At 49.7% G+C, this 24047-nt stretch carries 14 protein-coding genes; 8 read left to right on the top strand and 6 right to left on the bottom strand.

Annotation, left to right across the window (positions count from 1 at the left end; all coding sequences use genetic code 11):
* Positions 1-25: 25 nt before the first annotated feature.
* Positions 26-2083 (bottom strand): excinuclease ABC subunit UvrB, encoded by a 2058-nt coding sequence (gene uvrB / locus LDN30_RS06380; RefSeq protein ID WP_223929032.1) that lies wholly within the window; start codon positions 2081-2083, stop codon positions 26-28.
* Between the two features lie 155 nt (positions 2084-2238).
* On the opposite strand from uvrB, the gene LDN30_RS06375 reads away from it, so the two are divergent.
* The 6 genes from LDN30_RS06375 (at position 2239) to LDN30_RS06350 (ending at position 6881) form a co-directional block, all read left to right on the top strand.
* Positions 2239-3075 carry an outer membrane protein assembly factor BamD gene (locus LDN30_RS06375; protein WP_223925928.1) on the top strand — a complete coding sequence of 279 codons (837 nt, stop codon included), beginning with the start codon at positions 2239-2241 and terminating at the stop codon, positions 3073-3075.
* 1 nt (position 3076) lies between these two features.
* Positions 3077-3415: a DNA-directed RNA polymerase subunit omega gene (locus tag LDN30_RS06370; protein ID WP_223925927.1), complete on the top strand. Its 339-nt coding sequence runs from the start codon at positions 3077-3079 to the stop codon at positions 3413-3415.
* Positions 3416-3417: 2 nt separating this feature from the next.
* Positions 3418-3867, top strand: coding sequence for a DUF4293 domain-containing protein (locus LDN30_RS06365; protein WP_223929031.1), 450 nt, complete (start codon positions 3418-3420; stop codon positions 3865-3867).
* A gap of 94 nt (positions 3868-3961) precedes the next feature.
* The gene (locus LDN30_RS06360) at positions 3962-4252 is read left to right on the top strand and encodes a hypothetical protein (RefSeq protein WP_223929030.1); all 291 of its coding nucleotides are present in this window, start codon (positions 3962-3964) and stop codon (positions 4250-4252) included.
* 1882 nt (positions 4253-6134) lie between these two features.
* Positions 6135-6356, top strand: a complete 222-nt coding sequence (locus LDN30_RS16590; RefSeq protein ID WP_223929435.1) for a BRO-N domain-containing protein — start codon at positions 6135-6137, stop codon at positions 6354-6356.
* A 6-nt stretch (positions 6357-6362) separates the two neighbouring features.
* Entirely contained in the window at positions 6363-6881 is a 519-nt protein-coding gene (locus LDN30_RS06350; protein ID WP_223925924.1) for a BRO-N domain-containing protein, read from the top strand.
* Positions 6882-8028: 1147 nt separating this feature from the next.
* Here the strand turns inward: LDN30_RS06350 and LDN30_RS06345 are convergent.
* The 5 genes from LDN30_RS06345 to prmA form a co-directional block, all read right to left on the bottom strand.
* Positions 8029-9276, bottom strand: coding sequence for a phosphoglycerate kinase (locus LDN30_RS06345; RefSeq protein WP_223929029.1), 1248 nt, complete (start codon positions 9274-9276; stop codon positions 8029-8031).
* A 274-nt stretch (positions 9277-9550) separates the two neighbouring features.
* Positions 9551-12106, bottom strand: coding sequence for a glycoside hydrolase family 2 TIM barrel-domain containing protein (locus LDN30_RS06340; RefSeq protein ID WP_223929028.1), 2556 nt, complete (start codon positions 12104-12106; stop codon positions 9551-9553).
* 111 nt (positions 12107-12217) lie between these two features.
* Positions 12218-15160 carry a TIM-barrel domain-containing protein gene (locus tag LDN30_RS06335; RefSeq protein WP_223929027.1) on the bottom strand — a complete coding sequence of 981 codons (2943 nt, stop codon included), beginning with the start codon at positions 15158-15160 and terminating at the stop codon, positions 12218-12220.
* Positions 15161-15693: 533 nt separating this feature from the next.
* Positions 15694-19905, bottom strand: coding sequence for an ATP-binding protein (locus LDN30_RS06330; protein ID WP_223929026.1), 4212 nt, complete (start codon positions 19903-19905; stop codon positions 15694-15696).
* Between the two features lie 134 nt (positions 19906-20039).
* Positions 20040-20897 carry a 50S ribosomal protein L11 methyltransferase gene (gene prmA / locus LDN30_RS06325; RefSeq protein WP_223929025.1) on the bottom strand — a complete coding sequence of 286 codons (858 nt, stop codon included), beginning with the start codon at positions 20895-20897 and terminating at the stop codon, positions 20040-20042.
* A 177-nt stretch (positions 20898-21074) separates the two neighbouring features.
* Here prmA and LDN30_RS06320 point away from each other — a divergent pair, with 177 nt between their 5' ends.
* Entirely contained in the window at positions 21075-22127 is a 1053-nt protein-coding gene (locus tag LDN30_RS06320; protein WP_223929024.1) for a hypothetical protein, read from the top strand.
* A 66-nt stretch (positions 22128-22193) separates the two neighbouring features.
* On the top strand, positions 22194-23741 hold the full coding sequence (locus LDN30_RS06315) for a PorV/PorQ family protein (RefSeq protein ID WP_223929023.1): 1548 nt from the start codon (positions 22194-22196) through the stop codon (positions 23739-23741).
* Positions 23742-24047 lie beyond the last annotated feature (306 nt).

Here is a 24047-nt window from a genome sequence, read left to right as displayed (position 1 = left end):
CAGTTTTTCTTTTTAGCTGTCACAATCACTTCAGCTCCAACTCCTTTTGCAGACGGACAATCTCATCACGATATTGCGCAGCCTGGAGGAAGTCGAGATTCTTCGCAGCCTCCTTCATCAATTCAGTAGTGTTGGCAATGCTCTTCTCAAGCTGCTGACGCGTCATGCGTTTCACTATTGGATCGGCTGCAAAGGCTGCCGACTCCTCCGGAGCCTGATAGCCCATCTGAATCTTTGCCGTCGGCCGCTGATGCATCGAAGTCTGGTATGAAGTCTCCGACGAAGTGCCCTGCGTAGGCAGCGTATTATGAATTTCCTTTACTATCTGTTGCGGAGTAATATGATGCTCCTCATTATATTTTAGCTGCTTGCTGCGTCGACGCTCAGTCTCGTCGATAGTCTTCTGCATGCTGTCGGTAATCGTGTCGGCATACATTATAACCTTGCCGTTGACATTTCGCGCCGCACGGCCCGCAGTCTGCGTCAGACTGCGGTGTGATCGCAGAAAGCCCTCTTTGTCGGCATCGAGGATGGCCACCAACGACACCTCCGGCAGGTCAAGACCCTCACGAAGCAGATTCACACCTACAAGGACGTCATAAACTCCGGCACGCAAGTCGTTGATAATCTTCACACGGTCGAGACCGGCCACATCACTGTGGATATATGCCGTTGCCACCTCGTGGTCGAGCAGATACTCGGTAAGCTCCTCAGCCATACGCTTCGTAAGCGTCGTCACCAGTACGCGCTCGTGGCGTTCACGGCGTTGCTGAATCTCCTCCATCAGGTCATCAATCTGATTCTCCGACGGACGCACCTCTATCTCAGGATCAAGGAGTCCCGTAGGACGGATGAGCTGCTCCACGACGACACCCTCAGCCTCACGGAGCTCATAGTCGGCAGGTGTGGCACTGACATATATCACCTGATTGATGAGACTGTGGAATTCGTCAAATTTCAGCGGACGGTTGTCGAAAGCGGCAGGCAGACGGAAACCATACTCTACGAGGTTCTTCTTCCTCGCCCTGTCACCACCGTACATCGCGCTTATCTGCGGCACACTGACATGGCTCTCGTCGATAACCATGAGGTAGTCTTTAGGGAAGAAATCCAACAGACAGTAGGGCCGCTCTCCGGCCTTACGGCCGTCGAAGTAGCGGCTGTAGTTCTCTATGCCCGAGCAGTGGCCGAGCTCCTTTATCATCTCGATATCATATTCCACACGCTCCTTGATGCGCTGGGCCTTGATGGCATCACCAATCTCCTTGAAGTAGTCGACTTGCTTTACGAGGTCGTCCTGAATGTCGCGGATGGCCGTCTCGGTCTGCTCCTTCGACGTAACGAAGAGGTTGGCAGGATAAATCTCATATTCCTCGAACGATTCAATCCTATGAAAATCGACTGAGTCGACCTCCTCTATGCTGTCAATCTCATCGTCCCACCAACTGACCCTCAGCACATTGTCGCTGTAGGCCATTGCTATGTCGACCGTCTCACCCTTCACGCGGAAATTGCCACGTTTCAGGTCAATATCATTACGGACATAAAGGGCATCGACGAGACGGCGCAGAAACTCATTGCGGTCTATCTGCTGTCCCCTCTTCAACTTTATGACACTCGACTGCATGGCCACGGGACCGCCCATACCATAAATACACGACACCGACGACACCACGATGACATCCTTCCGCCCCGACAGAAGAGCCGAGACGGCCGAGAGCCGCAGACGGTCGATCTCGTCGTTGATGGCAAGGTCCTTTTCTATATAAGTATCGGTAGAGGGCAGATAAGCCTCCGGCTGATAGTAGTCGTAGTACGATACGTAGTATTCAACGGCATTATCGGGGAAGAAACCTTTCATCTCCTCAAAGAGCTGCGCGGCCAAAGTCTTGTTGTGGCTGAGGATAAGCGTCGGCTTGTTGACATTGGCAATGACATTGGCCACGGTGAACGTCTTTCCAGAGCCTGTCACACCAAGAAGCACCTGACTCTTGTCGCCATTGAGGATACCGTCGGTAAGTTCCTTGATAGCTTCCGGCTGGTCGCCCGTCGGTTTATATTGTGATGTAAGTTGAAAGTCCATAGCGTACAAAGGTAACACTTTTCTTCGTTGAGACCAAGAAAAACGCGAAAAAATGCCCCGATAAGTCAGAGAAATGTTATTTGAACAAAAAAAACAACGCTAAGTTTTTGAGGTTCACCCAATAATGTGTAACTTTGCACTTCAAAGCCCAATATATGGATAATAAAAGACATCTCAAGATAATTCTTCCAGTTGCATTGTCGATGCTGCTCACCGGTTGTGCCCATGAGTACAACCAGGTCTTCAAGACATCCGACTACGACTACAAGTATGAGTTCGCCAAGGAGAGCTTTGCCCGTGGCAAGTACACCTATGCCGTTACTCTTCTTCAGGATCTTGTGACGATGAAGAAAGGCACCTCCGATGCTCAGGAGTGCCTCTATATGCTCGCCATGGCCGAATATGGAGAACGCGACTACGAGGCTGCAGCCGAGACTTTCAAGAAGTACTACCAGAGCTATCCACGCGGCTTCTATGCCGAGATGGCATCATTCTATGTCGGGCAGAGTCTCTACATGAGCACACCGGAACCGCGCCTCGACCAGAGTCAGACAGTGGCTGCCATCGCTGCGTTCCAGGAGTACCGCGACATCTTCCCCGACGGAAAGTTGAAAGCCGTTGCCGAGCAGCGACTCATGGAACTGCAGGACAAGCTCGTCGAGAAAGAGTATCTCAGTGCCAAACTGTACTACAATCTCGGCTCCTACTTCGGCAACTGCACCAGCGGCGGCAACAATTATGAGGCATGTGTGGTCACGTCGGAAAACGCACTCAACGAGTACCCCTACACATCACTCCGCGAGGACTTCTCCATTCTTATCATGAAGAGTAAGTTCGAGCTGGCCCAGATGAGTGTCGAGGCGAAGAAAATTCAGCGCTATCAGGATGCCGAGGACGAGTGCTATGGCTTCATCAACCAGTATCCCGACAGCAAGGAGCGTGCAACAGCAGAGAAATATATAGCGAAATGTAAGGAGTTCACTAAGGAATAATATGGATTACAAGAAATCAAAAGCACCGGTAAACACCGTTACCCGCGATCTTCCCGACCTGTGGAAAGATACCGGCAACATTTATGAGACAGTGGCAATCATCGCAAAGCGCGCTAATCAGATTGCCGTAGAAATTAAAGCTGACTTGAGCAAGAAACTTGCCGAGTTCGCTTCGTACAACGACACTCTCGAGGAGGTCTTCGAGAACCGTGAGCAGATAGAAATCAGCCGTTACTACGAGAAACTGCCGAAACCTACCCTGCTCGCCACTCAGGAATACATTGAGGGCCACATCTACTGGCGCGACCCGTCGCAGGAGCAGCCTAAAGAGGAGGCATAACCATGTGGCAACGCAAGCAGACCGTATATCTCATTGCATCACTGGCAGCAATCATCATCTGTCTGCTCTCACCGATAGGCAGTGTCGAGGAGCCGACCGGAATGGGCGCAAGCCATCTGCTGACAAACTTAGGTTTCACCAAACTTAACGTCGACAGAGGGATGCCAGCATGGCCGTTGTTCATCTTTGTCAACATTGCCGGCATCATCTCCATCGTCGACATCTTCCTCTTCAAGAACCGGAAGTTGCAGATGCGGATGTGCACTTACGCCATGATTGCCGACATGCTGTGGTATGTCTACTACGCCATCTTCTACATGCAGTTCGACCTGACCATCCACGTCAGCTTCGCCGCTTGTCTGCCATTGGTATCATGCATACTGCTCTGGCTCGCCAAGAAAGGCATCAAGGCCGACGATGATCTCGTCAGAAGTATGGACCGCATAAGATAAGACATCATCTCATTAATCACCGAATATAGGCAGGAGTCGTCACCAAGATGGCCCCTGCCTTTTATTGTGTAGCGCTTTAGTGAACTTAGGGCTTTTGGGGCCAAGCAGCTATAGAAAAGGACCTACAGGAGCTATAGAAGCTATAGGAGCTAAAGGAGCTATAGAAACTATAGAAACTATAGAAACTATAGAAACTATAGAAACTATAGAAGCTACAGGAGCTATAGAAACTATAGAAGCTATAGGAGCTATAGAAGCTACAGGAGCTATAGAGAAATCGAATCTATTTATATGCCATAGCCATCACGGCCGGGATCGTTTGGCAGGGATGCTGCCGGAATATATGATTGTCGTAGCGGTGGGGGACCGCCCGGAGGAAGTGTGATATTTGCGAGGATTCTTTCTGTCGGCAAAGGTAGCAAACAAAAACGCCGATACCAAATTTTCGCCCTTTATTGCCGTTAAAATCTGTTAACAGCCATCGAAAAACATCATTTCCCTATCTTTATCGTTTGCGAGGGGCGTATTTATCGTATAAAAAGCGCATATTTATTGTTTGTGAGTCATTAAGCAGATTCCCATAATGGGAATGTTGTAATAGGCGACAAAGCTGATTTCTTCTTGTAATATTGTCGACATGCGATAGCTATACAATGAGCAATGAGCAGTGAGCAATGAGCAGTGAGGTAGCGGTGCGACGCAATGAGTAATGAGCAGTGAGCAATGAGCAGTGAGGTAGCGGTGTAGCGGTGCGACGCAATGAGTAACGAGCAGTGAGCAATGAGCAGTGAGCAATGAGCAATGAGGTAGCGGTGTAGCGGATGAGGGGAGGAAAAGAAAAGCGGCGGGGAGTTGGTGAGTTCGGAAAAGGTTGTATATTTGCAAGTCGAAAATAAGAATGCTGATGAAAACAGAAATAGCGAAAACTCCTAACTCCTAAACTCCCCCTCCTTACTCACTGCTCATTGCTCACTGCTCATTGCTCATTGCTTTGCTCATGCGCCACACCGCCACACCGCCACACCGCCACATAAGGCCGGTTCTGACATTCGGCGAGGAAAAGGCAGAAAATGAGACTATAGAGTAAAAATATATTATATTATTATATATTATTATATTATTTATATTATTAATAATCAACATTTTATATCTGCTATAACAATGGTATATTATTTTACTTTTTACACTTCACCGACATCGGATAGGTATAAACGTGGCGGTGTGGCGGATGAGGGGAGGAAAAGAAAAGCGGCGGGGAGTTGGTGAGTTCGGAAAAGGTTGTATATTTGCAAGTCGAAAATAAGAATGCTGATGAAAACAGAAAATAGCGAAAACTCCTAACTCCCCCCTCCTTGCTCATTACTCATTACTCATTGCTCACTGCTCATTGCTTTGCTCACTGCTCATTGCTTTGCTCACTGCTCATGCGCTACACTGCTACACCGCTACACCGCTACATAAGGCCGATACAGACATGCGACGAGGAAAACACAGAAAATGAGACTATAGAGTAAAAATATATTATAATACTATATATTATATTATTATTTAATATATTTATAATTAGTATTTTATGTTATTTGTTTGTTTATCTTCTTTTTTTACAAATGCGCTTATTCAGACATGCGATAGCTATAAATGTAGCGGTGTAGCGGTGTAGCGGTGCAACGCAATGAGTAATGAGCAGTGAGCAATGAGCAGTGAGGTAGCGGTGTAGCGGTGCGACGCAATGAGCAATGAGCAGTGAGGTAGTGGTGTAGCGGATGAGGGGAGGAAAAGAAAAGGGCGGAGAGTTGGAGGGTTTGGAAAAGTTTGTATATTTGCAAGTCGAAAATAAGAATGCTGATGAAAACAGAAATAGCGAAAACTACTAACTCCTAAACTCCCCCTCCTTGCTCACTGCTCCTTGCTCACTGCTAATTGCTCATTGCTCATGCGCTACACCGCTACATAAGGCCGATTCTGACATGCGGCTTGGGAAATGGCAAAAGCCACTAACCATCCCTAATTTCTCTACAAACAGCTGATAATAAGATATCTGCAGCACACATCCAATGTAGGGGTGGGGTTCATCCCCACCCTCGCTGCTGCGTGGTATTTGCTTTGTATCTTGTCCGCTGTTGGTAGGATGGGGATAACCCCCACCCTCGCTGCTGCAGGGCATTTGCTATGAATGCTCTGAAAGCACATGTCGATGAGTAAGATAAAGCTGGGTGGCAAATCAACACCCAGTTTGGGAATAAAATACCGTCGCGTTTCACGACGGTATTCAAGGAAACCCAAACAAAACCATTATCAACGAGTCGGGTCTCTACTCCGTCGTCCTCTCCTCCAAGCTCCCGCAGGCGAAGGTCTTCAAGCGTTGGGTCACCGCCGAAGTGCTGCCCTCCATCCGTCGCCACGGGGCTTATGCCACGGCACCGACCTTGGAGCGCATCATCGCACAACCGGAGTTTGGCCTCGCACATAATCTATTAACTCAAAAATAAAAAAAAATGAACAACGAGTTGATAAACTTTCATCACGAGATGTTCGGTGATATCCGGGCTATAGAGAAAGACGGGGATCCGTGGCTCGTGGGAAAGGACGTGGCTGAGGCATTGGGATACAACAACACAAGAGACGCTCTTTACAAACATGTGGACGAAGAGGACAAGAGGGAAGGCGTCGCGTTTCGCGACACTATCGGTAGAGAACAGAAAATGACCATCATCAACGAGTCGGGTCTTTACTCCCTCGTCCTTTCCTCGAAGCTCCCTTCTGCCAAGAAGTTCAAGCACTGGGTCACCGCCGAGATGCTGCCCTCCATCCGTCGCCACGGGGCTTATGCCACGGCACCGATGATAGAGAAGATCATCGCGTCTCCGGAGTTCGGCATCGCACTGCTCCTAACGTTCCAAAACGGAACCTTTGGAAGCCAGGACATAAGACAGAAGGGAGAAAAGAGCAGGAAATACAAGAAGACTAAAGATCAACCGTCGCAGTGTCGCAGTGTCGCACCGTCGCATTTATAGGTATCGGAACCATCTCTAACTCCCTCCCCCAAGGGGAGAGGATCGCAACACCCATCAAAACCATAACTGTTCAGCGTAAGATATCGGTGACTATTTTATCTCAAGAATTTGAGAATAAGAGAATAATTCTATAGACAGGAATTAAAAGAATGATCAGAATGATAGAAACGTTATTGAGACGGGGAGGATGGGGTAACGAAATGGAACCCCATGTCGACCTGGGTGAACGATTCGTTCAGTCAGATTGCCGGGGTAAAATGGGATGACGAAACGGGGGACAGCCTTCAGCATAGGAAAGGGGGTTCTAAAATGGGACGGCCTTGTAAACGGCGATTTACGACCCTCGTCGGATATAGACAGGCATAGGAAGTCATAGGAGCCATAGGACTCGATAGGAACCATAGGACTCGATAGGAACCATAGTACTCGATAGGAACCATGGGACTCGATAGGAAGTCATAGGACTCCATGGGACTCGATAGGAACCATAGGACTCCATGGGATTCGATAGGAGCCATAGGACTCGATGGAAACTATAGGAGACTATAGACCACTATAGGCAACCATAAAACTCGATAGGCTGGCATAGTCTCGACAGACAGCCATGGGAAATTATAGGCAGCAATAGGAAATCGGTTTACCGACAGCCGCTATAATGGCAATAAGGAGGAAAATGCTGATTTTGGGCAGCTGTTAACGGATTTTAACGGCAATAAACGGCTGAAATTTGGAGGAGCAAAATGGATGTTATAACTTTGTGGAGTCGTTAGGGGGCATGACAACTTGGGGGAAAAGCGAAAACACGACGGTCACTTTACTGCGCTGAGCAGAGGAGGTAAGGGGAAACGAATCAATGAGACTTTTGAGGTTAGTTACGCATCGGTCTTTGAGTTATAAGGTAGGTTGCACCTCAGGAATGAAAAGAAATATGCTGATAATTAGTGTGTTGCATACATCCAAAGATTGCGGCCATACACCATCATAAAAAATGTTTTTTCTCACATGAGATATGTGAGACGTGTGAATTTGGCCACAGTGTCGCAGTGTCGCATAAGGCCGATTACGTTGTTTCAGCCGTCTGGACATGAAAAGGGGGACATGCCTCGACGGCGCATCCCCCTCAAAAGTTTATAGTTAGATAAGTTGTTTATGCCTCGATAGCTGCAACACCCGGGAGAGTCTTGCCCTCGATAGCCTCGAGGAGAGCACCGCCACCGGTAGAGATGTAGCTGACCTGATCGGCAAGACCGAACTTGTTGATGCATGCAACAGAGTCGCCGCCACCGATGAGTGAGAAGGCACCTTCCTTAGTAGCCTCAGCGATAGCCTCGGCAATGGCACGTGAGCCGCCGGTGAAGTTGTCGAACTCGAAGACACCGGCAGGACCATTCCACAGGATTGTCTTTGAACCCTTAATAGCGTCAGCGAAGAGCTTTCTTGTTGCAGGACCTGCATCCATGCCCTCCCATCCGTCAGGAATATCGTTTGAAGGAGCAACCTTTGTGTTGGCATCGTTGGAGAAGTCGTCGGCGATAACAGAATCGGTACCGAGAACGAGGTTCACATTGTTCTCCTTAGCCTTCTTGATGACGTCGAGAGCGATGTCGAGTTTGTCGTTCTCGCAGATTGACTTACCAATCTTACCGCCCTTGGCCTTAGCAAAGGTGTATGTCATGCCACCGCAGAGAATGAGGTTGTCGACCTTAGTGAGGAGGTTCTCGATGATTCCAATCTTTGTGGAGACCTTACTGCCACCCATGATAGCAGTGAATGGGCGCTTGATGTTGTTGAGGACATTGTCGACGGCCTTAACCTCTTTCTCCATGAGCAGACCGAGCATGCGGTGGTCCTTGTCGAAGAACTGGTCGATGACAGCCGTAGAAGCGTGCTTGCGGTGAGCTGTGCCGAAAGCGTCCATGACGTAAACATCGGCGTAAGAAGCGAGCTTCTTTGCGAATTCTACCTGACGCTTCTTCATCTCCTCCTTAGCCTCGCCATACTTGGGATCATCCTTGTCGATACCTACCGGCTTGCCCTCTTCCTCAGGATAGAAACGAAGGTTCTCGAGCAGAAGAGCCTCACCGGGTTTCAGCGCTGCTGCTTCCTTGTCAGCATTGGCGCAGTCGGGAGCGAACTTAACCTCTACACCGAGGTTGCGGCTGACGTTAGGAACAATCTGACTGAGGCTGAGCTTTGCGTTGACCTTGCCCTTAGGCTTGCCCATGTGGCTCATCATGATGACCGAACCACCATCGTTGAGGATTTTCTTCAGTGTGGGAAGAGCACCCTTGATACGGGTTTCGTCTGTAACATGTCCGTTCTCATCGAGTGGCACGTTGAAATCGACGCGGACGATTGCCTTGTGACCGGCAAAGTTGAAATCATTGATTTTCATTGTTCTCTGTATTTATAGTTTTAAAAGATTTCGTGATGCAAAAATACAAAAAAGGAATGAGATATTACGTGTCGACGAATCATTATTAAACTTTTTTATAGAGTTACGGCCTTATGGTTGGGACTAAATGCACCGGAAGTCAACAACAGACCTCATTGGAGCGTGATTATTGGCACCGGGAAAGCCTTGCCTCGCTAATCAGTCATAGCAATAAAAGTGAAAAGGCAGGACAAATATTTGCCCTGCCCATGATGCCTTGATTGTAGTCTAAGGCTTAGAAGTTGATCGTTGCATCGTGGAGTCCTACGGCACGCGCCTTTAGGCTCACGGCTGCACCCTCATTTGGTGCTACGATAACCATGCACTTGCCGAACATGGCACGGCGGTTGTCGGCCTTGAAGCGTTCAAGCGACGACTCGCTGCCATTGTCGACACCGGCGATAGTGGCTCCGTCGACGCTGAAGAATATCTGATTGTCGGCATCTGGACATACATTTCCATCCTTGTCAACGACCTCAGCATTGACGAATACGAGATGCTGGCGGCTAACTTTGCTGCCGTCGGCCATCGGTCGGTCGATACCTTTGTCGAGTTTGCGGCCATCGTAGTCGACGACGAGACGGATGTGGTCGGGAGCTCCGGCCGTCTTGATGACCTCAGAGCGCACTACCCTACCATTCTTGCGGGCTACCACCTTCACCTCTCCTGGTTCGTATTTCACACGCCATCCAACATGGAACTCCGTTGAGTCTAGACAAAGACGATTGTGCAGCCGGTACCATTCCTCCTGTGGCTCAGGAGCGCTCTTACGGCGGACACCCTGACTCTTGCCGTTGACGTAGAGCTCCACCTCGTCAGCATTGTTGTAGTAGCACCACATATCGACGGTCTGTCCCGGGAGCCAGTTCCAGTGGGGGAAGAGATGGAGAACGTCCTTCTTCGTCCATTCGCTCTGATACATATAGTAAACATCCTTCGGGAATCCAGCCAAATCTATGATACCGAAGTAGGAGCTGCGTGCTGGGAATCCGTAAGGTGTCGGCTCGCCGATGTAGTCGAAACCGGTCCAGATGAACTGTCCGAAACAATACGGAGTGTGCTTCACCGCGTTCCATGTCTCCTCGTGAGTGGCGCTCCATGGTGCATGAGTATTATCGTAGGCCGAGCACATCATAGAGGGGTCGGTGTAAGGCAGATCCCACCGCGACGGAGCCATGAGAATGGTGTCGGAGGGCTGTGGATAGTAGCCACGGGTCATCAGAGCCGATACACTCTCGGACATGAAGAATGGCTTTCCGGGGAAGTTCTTCGGCACGTCCTTTATCCATTGATGATGGTAGTTGAAGCCGATGAGGTCGATAGCGCCACTCTTGAAGAGCAGATTGCCGGGGTCGGGCTCATTGCATCCGGCGGTGACAGGACGGAAGGAGGTCTTCCACTCCTTACCCTCGGGCAGCGGGTCGTTGTCGCGGATGATTTGTGCTAAGTGTTTTGTGAGTATCGAGTTAGGATGGAGTCCGTCGGTATTGACGACCTTATGTCCGGCATTGAGAATCATGTTAGCCTGTTCGAGGGTGAGCTCATCAGAGCCCGTCGATGTCCACTGCTCAAGCACCTCGTTGCCGATGCTCCACGCAATGACCGACGGATGATTACGGTCGCGCTTGACAAGGTCGGAGAGGTCGCGCTCATGCCATTCGTCGAAGAAGCGGGCATAGTCGTTCTTTGTTTTCTTCCGGCGCCACATGTCGAAGCTTTCGTCGAGGACTACGATGCCCATAGTGTCGCACATGTCGAGCAGCTCAGGTGCAGGAGGGTTATGAGTGCACCGCAGGGCGTTGACACCCATTTCCTTCAGCCGTGTCAGCTTGCGGTGCATGGCATCCTCGTTGAAGGCGGCACCGAGAGCTCCGAGGTCGTGATGCTCACAGACACCATTGAGTTTGAAGTTGCGCCCGTTGAGCCAGAATCCGGTCTTGGCATCAAAGCGGAAACTGCGGAATCCGGTAGTGGTGCAAACTTCATCAACAGTGCGGCCACCGATGACAAGCTCTGTCTTGACGGTGTAGACATAAGGATTGGCTATCGACCACAGATGCGGCCGACTGACATGCAGCTTCAGTGTTGCGTTGCTACCCTCTTTCGTTGCCACGACACGCTGCGAGGCATCGAGGACGGTGCTACGCAGGAGAGGGCGCAGCGAAGAGCCACTCTCATCAGTGTATTTGGCATTGACGACAACGTCGCCCTTGGCGTTGGTCACTACCTGTACACCCCAATGATCGAAGTGCAGCGTGGATGTTGTCGTCAGCCATACATGACGGTAGATGCCGCAACCGCTGTACCACCGCGAGTTAGGCTGATCGCTGTTGTCGACTTTCACTGCAATGACATTGTCGCCGACTTTCAGCTCGGGGGTGATATCGTATTGGAATGAACTGTATCCGTATGGCCGGTGCCCTACCTCCTTGCCGTTGACATAGACGGTTGAGTTCATGTAGACGCCATCGAAGGCGAGCCAATACTTTTTGGTTTTCAGCGTAGAAGCCTCTTCCTCGCTGATAGTCAGATGCTTTCTGTACCATCCGATACCTCCGGGCAGTGCACCGCCACCGGCTCCCGAGGGATTGCCATCTCGAAAATCGCCCTCTATGGCCCAGTCGTGGGGAAGATTAAGGTGGCGCCACGATGCGTCATTGTAGTCGGGTGATGCCATCGACGGCTTGTCGCCGAGGATAAATAGCCATCCCGCATCGAACAGCTGGCGCTGGCGCGCTGTGGCTGTCAGCACAGGGATTAGCAGCAGAAGTGTGAATAATATTTTCTTCATGATTGACATTAACTTTAAAATTCCTGTCCATTGCTTAAAGCTAACGGACAGGAATTGTCAGTAATATAAGGTGGATTTTAACTTTATATTTTATTTATGAAAGATTCGGGCTTACAACTTTACAACAAGCTTCTTACCCTTATACGCCACGGTCTTACCCTTTGCTGAATCGGGATTGAGAGTGGCGTCAACGGTCTGCGGTGTGCGGAGAACGATATTGAACTTACGGTTCTTCAGCATTCCGGAGAAATGGCCCTGACGCTGCCCAATGGTGAGACTGTGCGATGCATCGTCGTACTTGAAGGTTATCGTCGAGTAAAGTCCCTTCTCATAGTTGTAGTTGGTATTCTCATCCTCGTAGAGAGTGAAAGAACCGTCTTTTCCTGCGTAGACGTAGACGGTGATGGGATCAGCAGGTTTCTCGTCGCTCCATTCCATCTCTGGTCCGAAGAGGAGAATGCTGCCCTCAGGTACGAACACGGGAATGCGGTCGTAGGGAGCATCGACATCGATTGTCTGTCCGCCGCCATAGTATTTGTTGGTGTAGAGGTCGTACCATCCCTTCTGCTGCGGCAGATAGACGGAACGATGCCGTTCACCGTATTTCATTACAGGACAGGCCATAAGAGCCGGACCGAACATAAACTGGTCCTTGATGTCATATACCTTGCTGTCGCCGTTGAAGTCCATGACAAGTGCGCGCATTGGAGTGTAGTCGTCGAAGTGGACTGCTCCGGCCATGCTGTAGAGATAAGGCATGAGACGGTAGCGCAGCTTATCGTAGTAGACGATGGCTTTGTAAGCCGGATGATCCTCGGGGGCGATATTCCATACCTCACGCAGAGGCCACTGGCCGTGGGTGCGGTACAAGGGGACAAAAGCTCCGAACTCATTCCACCGTGCCTGCAGCTCGCGCCACTCCTTGAGGTCGGCATTCTCCTTGCCGGTGTTGTCGTACTCCTGCTGTCCCTTGACATAGCGGTTCTCGACACAGAATCCACCGATATCCATACCCCAGAAAGGTATTCCCGACATTGAATAGCTGAGACCGGCAGTGAGCTGAGCCCTCATGTCCTCCCATCGAGTGCCGATGTCGCCGCTCCAGCTTGCAGTGCTGTAGCACTGTTCGCCGGCGAATCCGCTGCGGGTGAGCAGGAACACGCGTTGGTTAGGATTCACTGAGCGCTGACCATTATATATGGCGTCGGCATTGACAATGCTGTAAGCGTTGAAATACTCCGTAGCCGAGCCAAGATCCGTAGCGCCACAGAGTGCTTTGCGGTACCACATCGGGGTGCAGTCGCGAACGTTTGGCTCTGAGGCATCCATCCACCATGCGTCGATTCCGTAGTGATATTTCGAGTATAGATTTTCGTCCATCTGCTTCCAGAACATCTTCCGCGCTCCAGCGCTGTAGGCATCGTAGAATGAGCCCATAAAGCCGAGCCAGTCGTAGATAGAGTCTTTCACAGCCTGATGGTAAATCCATCCGTTGGCATCGAGGGCTTTGTAGTTGTCGGTTGAACAGTAGAACTTCGGCCAAACAGAGATCATGAATCTTCCGTGCATACTGTGGACGCTGTCGAGCATAACCTGTGGATTGGGATAACGGCTCTGCTCAAACTGATGGCTGCCCCATGAATCAAGTTTCCAGTAGTTCCAGTCCTGAACTATATTGTCGACGGGTATGTGCTTGTCGCGGAAGTGCTTGAGCGTCGACTCTATCTCCTCCGATGATTTATAACGCTCGCGACTCTGCCAGAAGCCAAGTGTCCACCGAGGCATAACCTGAGCCTTACCAGTGAGAGTGCGGTAACCGGAGATTACCTGGTCGAGATTGTCGCCGGCAATGAAGTAGTAGTCCATATCCTTGGCCATCTCGCTCCAGATGCAAAGGCGGTTCTGCTCAGCCTGTGAGCGCGGTGTAGCCACCCGCAGTCCGCAGTAGCTTACGTCGCCATCGGGATACCAGTCGATGAGAAGATGGTGGCGCATGCCCTTATCAAGAGCATACTCGAATTTGTGGGAGTTTGGATTCCATGCTGTTCGCCAACGCTCGGGCACTACTTCCTCACCGTCGATGAACACGCGGGTGTAGCCGGCATAGTAGAGGAGGAAGTGATAGAGATTCGCTTCTGGTGCCTCGATGAATCCTTCGTATGTGACATGGGCTCCGTTGAGTTTGAATCCTTTTGGCAGATTTGCAACACCCACGTCAGTGAGTCCGCGTGCTGCAATGTCGGGGAGCGCAAACTCATAGTAAATGCTGTCCTCAGCCCGCGTTATCGTGTTGCCGTCGCGGTCGGTGTAAGTGCCCGTGAGAGCCCCGGGATTACCGTCCTTGTCGTAGAGCTTGAAAGCTCTGTTGAGCTGAAGATAATCATTGGGATTACCGAAGCGGCAGTAGCTGTAGCTGTCCCACAGAACACCATAGTTTTTGTTCGACAATACGAACGGCACCGCAATCTTTGTGTTGTACTGGAAGAGGTCCTCGTTGCGACCTTTCATGTTGAGTTCCTCACTCTGATGCTGTCCGAGGCCGAAGAAAGCCTCGTCGTCGGGACTCTCAAATGTTGCCGTCCATGTCCATCCATGTCTCTGTTCGTCGGTGAGGCGGCTGTCGGCTCCTATCTCACGATTCGGCACAGTGTAGGGTTTGAACTCCTTTCCCTTGCCTCCGCCGACTTCATCGAGAAGAGTCTTGCCGTTGCGGTCGAAGAAACAGACATGGCCTGTAGAGGCATCAACCACAGCCTTGACATCGGGTGTGGCTACGGTTACAGATGAGCCATTCTCCGTAACCTTGAAATTATTATAGTCTGGCTGCGGAAGAATGATAAGGCTGTTCTTCTGGGGGAATGACGTGGTTGCTGTGGCCTCTACACGTATTATCTTGCTGTTGACGACTTGGAGCTTTACAAGACGGGCTCCGGTTGCCGTCGGCGATTTTACGGGTATGGTAATAGTGTTGCTTGTAACCGTGTAGTCGGCTGCTTGAGTTGTCAGCGCCAACATCAGGAAGACTCCTGTCAGAAGTTTTCGTATTCTATTCATTATTTGTAAAGTTATTTATTTAGTAAGAATTGATTCTTCATTTTTTGAGCTTGTATTCTCTCTGTCTATACTCTTTGGAACTATCGACTGTGAAAATTGAATAGCTGGTTGAATCGATGCCCGTATATCCTTAAATAAGACTTAGCAAGACTGAATATTCTCGATTTCGTATTGTATCATTTTATTGCAGTGCAAAGTTATAAAAAACAAAAACGATTCTCAAGTTTTTGGTGAAATATTATCGGTGCAATTTGTTTCGGTTATGAGTATCATCGGTTAACGGAATAGCATATTATGGTGTTCAGTCACGATTTGTTTTCAATCTGTTCACGATTTTTTACCCTATGAACATTTTGCTCTGTGCTTTTCTGATATTGGATTGTTCAATTTACATCTTAGCATACGGCCCCATGCGGTGTAGAATTCTTCATTCAATTGAATAAAGTTCAACGACCGCATGGGGCTGTACTGTTATATTGTCAGGAAACTTCATAGCCTTGAAGACTCTGAAGTATCATTATGTGTCATTCCGTTTACTTCTTGTATTGCGACGGCATAACGCCATACATTTCCTTAAAGTACTTCGAGAAATATCGTGGATTGTTGAATCCCACTCGATAAGCCACCTCACTGATTGACAACTGGCTCTCACGGAGGAGTTGCTCTGCACGGCGCAGGCGGATCTCTCTTATGAACTCTGTCGGTGTACTTCCTGTCACCGGCAGCAACCGCTTATAAAGCTGTACACGACTCATTCCCAAGGCTTTGGCCATACTCTCTACGTTGAGAGTAGTGTCGGAAATATTGTCGTCGACATACTTCGTAGCGTCGTTGACGAGTTGCTTGTCGAGCGATGTTATCTCGATGTGTTTCAGCTTTGGCTCGAGCTTATCCTGCTGTTTGTCGGGCACTGCATTGTGCCACTTCAGCAGATTATGAATACTCATATAGAGCATCTCGAGGTTGAACGGCTTCGTGACGTAGTCGTCGGCGCCATTGGCGAGACCCTCTATCTGATGTTCCTGAGCCAGTCGGGCTGTGAGCATGATGAACGGGATGTCGGCCGTACGCTTGTTGCCCTTTACCGCTTTACAGAGCTCATTACCGTCCATCACCGGCATCATAACGTCGCTTATTATAAGGTCGGGCTTATGCTCGGATATTCTGTCGAGAGCCTGACGGCCGTTTTCAGCAGTCAAGACATTGAAATGCTGGCTGAGCTCATTGGAGAAGAAGTCGAGGAAGTCGGTGCTGTCGTCGACGATTAGCACTGTCTGCTTCTTCTTTCCGTCCTTCTCGTTGCTCTCAACACTCTCGTTATCATCGCTTTCCTGCTGCTTGTCATCAACGGTGTCGCTGATTCCGGAGGTTTCTTTTTTGCTTTCGTCTTTCTGCTCTACCCTATCCTTTTGAGCGTCAGATTCATTCTTAGGCTCGTGGGTATCTGCAACAGAAGAATTGTCGACGAACGCATCCTTGATGTCAACCTTGAGTTTGTCGGCAGCATCGGCATCGTTGGCTTGCAGCGACGGGTCGTGGCGCACGGGGATTGTCACGGTGAATACAGCACCTCCACCCTTATTATCGGCAACGGTGATGTCGCCGCCATGAAGAACGGCAAAGTCGTGGGCAATGCTCAGTCCCACACCGGAGCCTCCATAAGGATTCTTATTGCTGCCCATGTAGAAACGCTCAAAGATGTGCTTCTTGTCTTCGTCGCGGATTCCAGTACCATTATCAGCTACGACAATCTCCATCATTGCCTTATCAGAGGCATTAGTATTGTTTCTGAGGTTTACGGCCACAGTTATTCTTCCACCGTCGGGTGTGAACTTCATGGCGTTGGAGAGCAAGTTGTCGACAATCTTCCGAATCTTGTCGGCATCGAAAGCCATTATCAGCGAAGAAATGTTGGAGCGGAACTCGATGCTGGTGTCCTTACCTCCGAGAGCCTTGAAGTTTGCCACAATATGGCTGATGTACACTACGAAGTCACCCGAGACGAGATTCAACTGTTCCTTGTCCTTCTCAATTTTTCTGAAATCGAGAATCTGCCCCACCATCTGGAGCAGCCGTTCGGCGTTTCGTAAGATGAGTTCCAAGGTCTTGTGCTTCTCCGGTTCATTCTCTTTCTTTATCAGAGCCTGAAGCGGCGAGATAATGAGCATTAGCGGGGTTCGCAGTTCGTGGCTGACATTGGTGAAGAAGTTCAGCTTCATCTCCTCCATCTCCTTAATTCTGTCGACTTCCCGTTTCGACTGCTCTAATTTATATCTTGCCAATTGTCGGCGGATGATAATCTTCCGACCCTGATAAATTACGAATGCTAAGATTATCAGATAGATAAGGATAGCCCATGTAGAAAGATATGGTGGCGGCAGAATTGTAATATTTAGCGAACTGATGTCCTTACCCACTGTTCCGTTACGGTCGACGACTCTCACGTTAAGAGTGTAGTGTCCGGCCGGGAGACTTGTGAACGTCAGCGAGCTCTGGTCCTCCTGAGTCAGCAGCCACTTATCAGAGAACCCGTCAAGACGGTACAAGAATCTTGCTTTCTGCGGCAGGCTCACCTCACTCGATGCAAGCAGAATTGTGAAGTCTTTCTCTTTCGACGTAAGCTCCAGTTCGCGGATTTCATTGATATCCTTGTCTATGACCACATGCCCGTCATATTCCTCGCCAACCTGTATCGGATGGTCGAAGAGCACTATTCCGGCGAAGAGAGCTTTGGCAGTGTTAGCCACACGCTGCCGTGGCTGCGGTGGAATGATGTTCAGTCCGTCCTGACCACCGACAACCATATTGCCATCACGGAGGAGTTTTATTGACCGCTGATTGAAAACGCGATCCTGCAGTCCGTCAATACTGCTGTATGACGTAACAAAGTAGCCCCACGTTCCATCTTTTTCCTTACTGACGGTTATTCTCGCCAATGAGCGTTCGTTGGTCACCCATATATTGTGTTCTCTGTTTTCGCCAATGGCACATATAACATTGTCGGTAGAGCCGCCGTTGGTGTTCAATAGCGTCATTTGGTCGGTAGAAGGGTCATAGGCCGCAAGCCCCGACATTGTAGCGCACCAGATGATGCCACGCGAGTCTTGATAAACTTGATTTATCAGCTTGGAAGGGAATGCTATTCCTGCGCGGTTGCCCTTGATATTGTCAAACTTTCCCGTTTTTAAATTGAGCATCGACAGACCTTCGGAGTTGGATACCAACAAACGGCCGTCCTTGCCCATAGCCAGAGAACTGACATAGTCGGATATCAATCCTGAGTTCTTCGAGTCGTAGGTCGTAAATTGTTCTGTTGCAGGATCGAGAATCTGGACTCCCGCCCCCAATGTTCCTACAGCTATTCGTCCGTCGGGAAGTTGGAGCAACGACCATACACTGTTGTTTGCCAATCCGGACCCATCATCAGCTTTATACACTTTCCATGCTCCGCTGACGTAATGAGCCATACCACCGTTCCACGTTCCGAACCACAATGAGCCATCGCGGGCCGTCAAGGAGCTCACCACAGTGTTGGAGCCCAGTCCCGACTCTGCCATATCGATGGTTCTTGAGGCCCCACTATTGATGTCGTAGGTTATTATACCGCTGTCGTTAGTACCACACCACAACAGTCCATTGGCATCTTGTGTGATGGTACAGATATCACCGAGCAGTATTGTTGAGAATTTCTGCTGTCGTGGTGAGTAGTAGGCTAATCCGTTCTTGTAGGTTCCAACCCACAAGCCGTCGAACTCATCGACATACAGGGATTGGATAGTGTTGTCGGGGATAGAGAGGAAATCAGTCGGACTGTACAGGTATTGTTTTGCTATTCTCCTTTGGTGGTTGAACATGAACAAGCCTTTATGGTCGGAACCTAACCACATGTTGCCAAGATTGTCGCTTGCAATCGTCCTGACAACGAAGTCTCCCTCTATCGGCAATTTGTACCCCAACTTCTCAAAGAACTCGCTTGCTGACGTAAACCACTGATTGCCAGCTCCGTAGTAAACGAAAGTCCTATTGTTTTGGATGACCCACAGATTCCCCCTGTCGTCGACCTCAGTCTTATAGTTTTCCTTTGCGGAAGTCCTATGTTTCATAATGAAGTCGGTCTGGCGGGTGATTCTCATTCTGTTGGCATCAATCTCAACCATATATCCGTCGGAGTAGTTGACATAGACATTGTTTCCGGACCGCGTAATGTACGTCGTTTCGCCTCGATGCAGATTCTTTCCGAAAGCGAGGAAATGCTTTGCACCATTCTTAAAATCAATCTTGTACAAGCCTTGGTCGAGGATTGACAACCACAGATTCTTGTCCTTGTCAATAAAAATATAACTAACCTGCCCCTTGATACCAAAATTGTTGATATACTCATTGATGTCAGAGCTGAACGTTTGTGTCATATTGTCGAAGACACAATACCCCTTTGCGGTTTTTACGAGCAGTCGGCCTAAACCATCCTCTTGAATAATCTCCACAGAATTGTCAGGCAGCGATGCGCTGTTCTTGTCGTCGTGGAGGAAAGTTGTGAAGCGATAGCCATCAAAGCGGCTCATTCCACATTGTGTTGCCAGCCAGATGAATCCCCGCGAGTCGCGCATAATACAGTTTGTCTGCGCGCTAATGAGATCCATTTCGGCCGGTACCCGCCGGAATGTGGCCTCCTGAGCATTGCCGACGAGGATAAATAAAAACAGTATTATAGTGCTAAGTATAGTCTTCTTTCTTTCGCTCTCCATAGACAACGGAAAAGATTAGTGTTAGTTATTTTACTTTGCAAAAGTACTAACAACTAATCTATTTTCCAAATTTTAGTCCAAAAAAATGTTATTAACTTGTAAAGATAATAATTCTTTATTTCTTCTCAAGTTTGTTATGCTTTCAGCATCAGGCTGGCCCACTGGCCCTTTGTCCTTCTGCCCACCTCTGTGAGCTTCAGTTCCTGAGCCTTTTCCAGCAACTGGGGGATGTCCTCCTCATAGAATCCGCTAATTATCAGTGTTGTATCGGCACCCATAATATCGCGCATATCCGGCATATCTGCTAAGAGAATGTTGCGGTTGATGTTGGCAAGAACAATATCGAAGACTCCACAGACGTGCGACAGAACCCTCTTGTCGCCCTCAAGGACCTCCATCTCCACGCCGTTGATTTCGGCATTATGCATGGCGTTGCGCACGCTCCAGTCGTCGATATCGTAGCCCACGACATGCGCAGCTCCAAGTTTCTTTGCCGCAATACCCAATATTCCCGTACCGCATCCGCAGTCGAGAACGCTCTTGCCCTTGATTTCGGTGGCCATAAGATTTTCGACCATCATCTGCGTCGTCTCGTGAGTGCCGGTGCCAAAAGCCTGCTTAGCGTCGATGGCTATGCGCAGCGACGGCATGGAGGGGTCGGCATTGATTCTGTCAGCATCCTTGGCATTGTATATGACACATTTGTCAGCTATTATGATTGGCTCGAAACCGTTGTCCTCCCATGTGGCATTCCAATCCTCGTCGCTCGTCTCAGCCAAGCTGTAAGTGACGCTGACGCCTTCGATGGGAAACTCCGACAGCGACTTGTCAAGGGCTGTGCGGTCGAAATCCTCAGTCTTGACATAACCGCAAAGGACTTCACCCGAATCGTCGAACGACTCAAATCCAGCTTCTCCTGCAAGAGCCGCCACAATGTCGCGAGCGACCGGAGTGTCCGGATTTATGTTGAATTTTACCTCGTAATATCTCATAATAAGTTAAAATTTAAGTGCAAAATTATAAAAAATAGGGGAAATCCTACCATACATTAGGGAATTTCCTTAATTTTGTACAGAAAGTGGCAGTATTTTTGCATCGTGGGATTGGGAGAAGGCTTCCATCCACGAAAGAAGAAATTAAAAAACAACATAAAGATACGGAAACAAGTTATGAAAAGGTTGGTTCTTTTAGCAGTCCTCTTCAGCGCCATGCCATTGGCAACGATGGCTCAGGACGATCTCTACTTCACTCCCTCGAAGAGTAAGGCCGAGAAGCAGGCGCAGGCTCAGGAGCGCAAGTGCGACGAACGCCCTACGTACTACTGCGGCAGCAACCGCAACGTCGATGAATACAACCGCCGCGGCAAGTTGAGCAGTTACTATCAGAAGATTGGCTCCGACTCGCTCGGCAACGACATCATCCAGTTTCATGCCGGCAACGGTGAGTATCCCGACTCTGTGGCTCTCGACACTATCTATCCCGGTTCGGAGCGCTACTACTCTTATGGCGGCAGCGACGACGACTTTGCCTACAGCCGCAGAATGAACAGATTCGACAACGACTACGGCTGGTACGACCCGTACTTCTACGACGATCTGGCCTGGGACTATCCTTATTATTACTATGGACGTGGCTACTATCCCTACTGGCGCAGTGGCTGGGGCTATCCCTACTACGGCTGGGGTTGGGGCGGCTACTACGGCTTAGGCTGGGGCGGCTATTACGGATGGGCTGATCCATGGTACTGGGATGGCTGGGGCTATCCTTACTATGGCTGGGGCTGGGGCCCGGGCTATGCATGGCGCGGAGGCCACACCGGCACCTACGGCCACAGCTTTGACCGTGGAAGCAACAATAACGGCGGAGTGGTCAGCGGCAACCGTCAGTTTGGTCACTTTGGCAATGGCTCACGGTCGTGGGGCAACAGCAGAGCCACATCGACGACAAGCGGCTCTTGGGGCAACAGCACCGTACAGCGCGAGAACGGCGGATGGCGCGGCTCACAGCAGTACAACCCATCGAACAGAAGCTACAACGACAACCGTTCCTATACACCATCCTACAAAAACACTACACGCAGCGTAAGCTCCCCGTCCAGTTTCGGCGGCAGCCGCAGTTTCGGCGGTAGCGGTCACAGCTTCGGTGGCGGTGGCGGATTCAGTGGCGGCGGCCGCAGCTTCGGCGGCGGTGGCGGTGGTCACTTCGGTGGCGGACGCCGATAAAACGTCGGTTCTTTCAACGCGATTAACTCATCATATATCTATCAACGCTATTTATCAATACGAATTATGAAAGCAAAATATATAATGTTGGCTGCTGCGATGGTCGCCCTTCCAGCAGCTGCACAGGAGACTTATGAGAATGCCAAGCTCGCTGGCACCGACCTCAACGGTACTGCACGCTACGTTGGAATGGGCGGTGCCATGGAGGCTCTCGGTGCCGATCTTTCGACTATCAGCACGAACCCGGCAGGTATCGGACTCTATCGCCACAGCGCTGCTGCCGTCAGCGGCGGACTGGTGACACAGGGCAGTGTGCCAGGCTATACCAACGGCGACAAGACCCACGCCAGTTTCGACCAGGGCGGATTCGTCTACTCAATGCGCGGACGCAACAACTCGTTCCTCAATCTGGCTTTCAACTACAGCAAGAGCCGGAACTTCGATTTCATCCTTGGTTCTGCCGGACGACTTAACAATGCGTCGAGCAACAAACTGACATATCAGAAGTGGCGTAACGGTGCCTTCGACAACGGCGACGGTGCCTACAGCCAGGTCGACCATCTCAACGCCAACTACTTCAATATGAAGAAGGATTCGGCCAATTATCCCGCTACCGACTATATGCTGTCGCGTGAGCACACAGGATATATCGGCAACTACGATTTCAACATCAGCGGAAACATACAGGACCGCGTCTACCTCGGAGTAACTTTCGGAATTAAGGACGTGCACTATACACATGACGGATGGTACAACGAGACCCTCAACACCTACCCCATCTACTACACTGATCACCGCCATATCTACGGAACGGGATTCGATGTTACCGCCGGTGTCATTGTCCGCCCAATAGAAACCTCGCCATTCCGCTTCGGTATCTATGTGAAAACACCTACGTGGTACGACCTCACAACTGAGAACTACAGTACCATAGGTGACGGAAAGAACCAGTATGCTGTCAACGACAATGACCCTAACGAGTCGTACGACTACAAGATTACCACTCCATGGAAGTTCGGATTTTCGTTAGGTCACACCGTGGGCAACTATCTCGCCCTCGGCGCTACTTACGAGTATGCCGACTACAGCTCAATGAAGACCCGCATCAACGATGGTGTCGATTACTACTGGGACGAGTGGGGCTATTATGACGGCGTGGAGACAAGTCATAAGGACGCCGAGATGAACCGTCACACATCGCAGACCCTCAAGGGTGTAAGCACATTGAAGCTCGGTGCTGAGGTGAAGCCAGTCAAGGACTTTGCCATCCGTTTCGGCTACAACTATGTCAGTCCGATGTACGAGAAGTCGGGTGTAAAGGGATTCCTTCAGAATGGCAACCCAGTCTATTCTAACGGCATCTACTACAGTTCAACAGCCGACTACACCAACTGGAAGGCTACAAACCGCTTTACCTTTGGTTTAGGCTATAACGTACAGAAGTGGAACTTCGACCTCGCTTATCAGTACAGCTGTCAGAAGGGTGACTTCTATCCTTTCGCCAGCTACATTGAGAATACGGCAACAGCAAGTCCGGAGGATAATATCCCCACATCGTGCGAGGTTAAGAACAACCGCTCGCAGCTCTTGCTTACCATCGGTTATAACTTTTAGATTCTCTTCGTAAGCAGGATTGAATCTTTCAGAGCATAATTATAGCCTTGTCTTCACATGCTGAGGACAAGGCTTTTTGTTTGTCCATCATCAGCTACTGGGCAACTGCCAAACAGCATCGATGACTAATTTTTCCTCTTTCTCTCAACTTCTGACGCAGCTTATAAGCCTTTAGCATGAGGCTGAACATCGTATAAAAGTTGTAAGGAAAATTCAGAATATAAGGTCAAATAAATCATCCCGCTTACTCATTGATAATCAACGCGTTGCAAAAACATATCATTTGGCATTCCAAAACAGCCCGTT

Origin of the sequence: Prevotella lacticifex, assembly GCF_019973375.1 — a bacterium.
GTDB lineage: Bacteria > Bacteroidota > Bacteroidia > Bacteroidales > Bacteroidaceae > Prevotella > Prevotella lacticifex.
The sequence above is the reverse complement of the archived record's forward strand: the minus strand, read 5'-3'. Positions and strand labels throughout refer to the sequence as shown.

Bases quoted from the DNA above. Each gene is read 5' to 3' on its own strand.
- uvrB (WP_223929032.1), bottom strand. From the start codon at position 2,083: ATGGACTTTCAACTTACATCACAATATAAACCGACGGGCGACCAGCCG.
- LDN30_RS06375 (WP_223925928.1), top strand. From the start codon at position 2,239: ATGGATAATAAAAGACATCTCAAGATAATTCTTCCAGTTGCATTGTCG.
- LDN30_RS06370 (WP_223925927.1), top strand. From the start codon at position 3,077: ATGGATTACAAGAAATCAAAAGCACCGGTAAACACCGTTACCCGCGAT.
- LDN30_RS06365 (WP_223929031.1), top strand. From the start codon at position 3,418: ATGTGGCAACGCAAGCAGACCGTATATCTCATTGCATCACTGGCAGCA.
- LDN30_RS06350 (WP_223925924.1), top strand. From the start codon at position 6,363: ATGAACAACGAGTTGATAAACTTTCATCACGAGATGTTCGGTGATATC.
- LDN30_RS06345 (WP_223929029.1), bottom strand. From the start codon at position 9,276: ATGAAAATCAATGATTTCAACTTTGCCGGTCACAAGGCAATCGTCCGC.
- LDN30_RS06340 (WP_223929028.1), bottom strand. From the start codon at position 12,106: ATGAAGAAAATATTATTCACACTTCTGCTGCTAATCCCTGTGCTGACA.
- LDN30_RS06335 (WP_223929027.1), bottom strand. From the start codon at position 15,160: ATGAATAGAATACGAAAACTTCTGACAGGAGTCTTCCTGATGTTGGCG.
- LDN30_RS06330 (WP_223929026.1), bottom strand. From the start codon at position 19,905: ATGGAGAGCGAAAGAAAGAAGACTATACTTAGCACTATAATACTGTTT.
- prmA (WP_223929025.1), bottom strand. From the start codon at position 20,897: ATGAGATATTACGAGGTAAAATTCAACATAAATCCGGACACTCCGGTC.
- LDN30_RS06320 (WP_223929024.1), top strand. From the start codon at position 21,075: ATGAAAAGGTTGGTTCTTTTAGCAGTCCTCTTCAGCGCCATGCCATTG.
- LDN30_RS06315 (WP_223929023.1), top strand. From the start codon at position 22,194: ATGAAAGCAAAATATATAATGTTGGCTGCTGCGATGGTCGCCCTTCCA.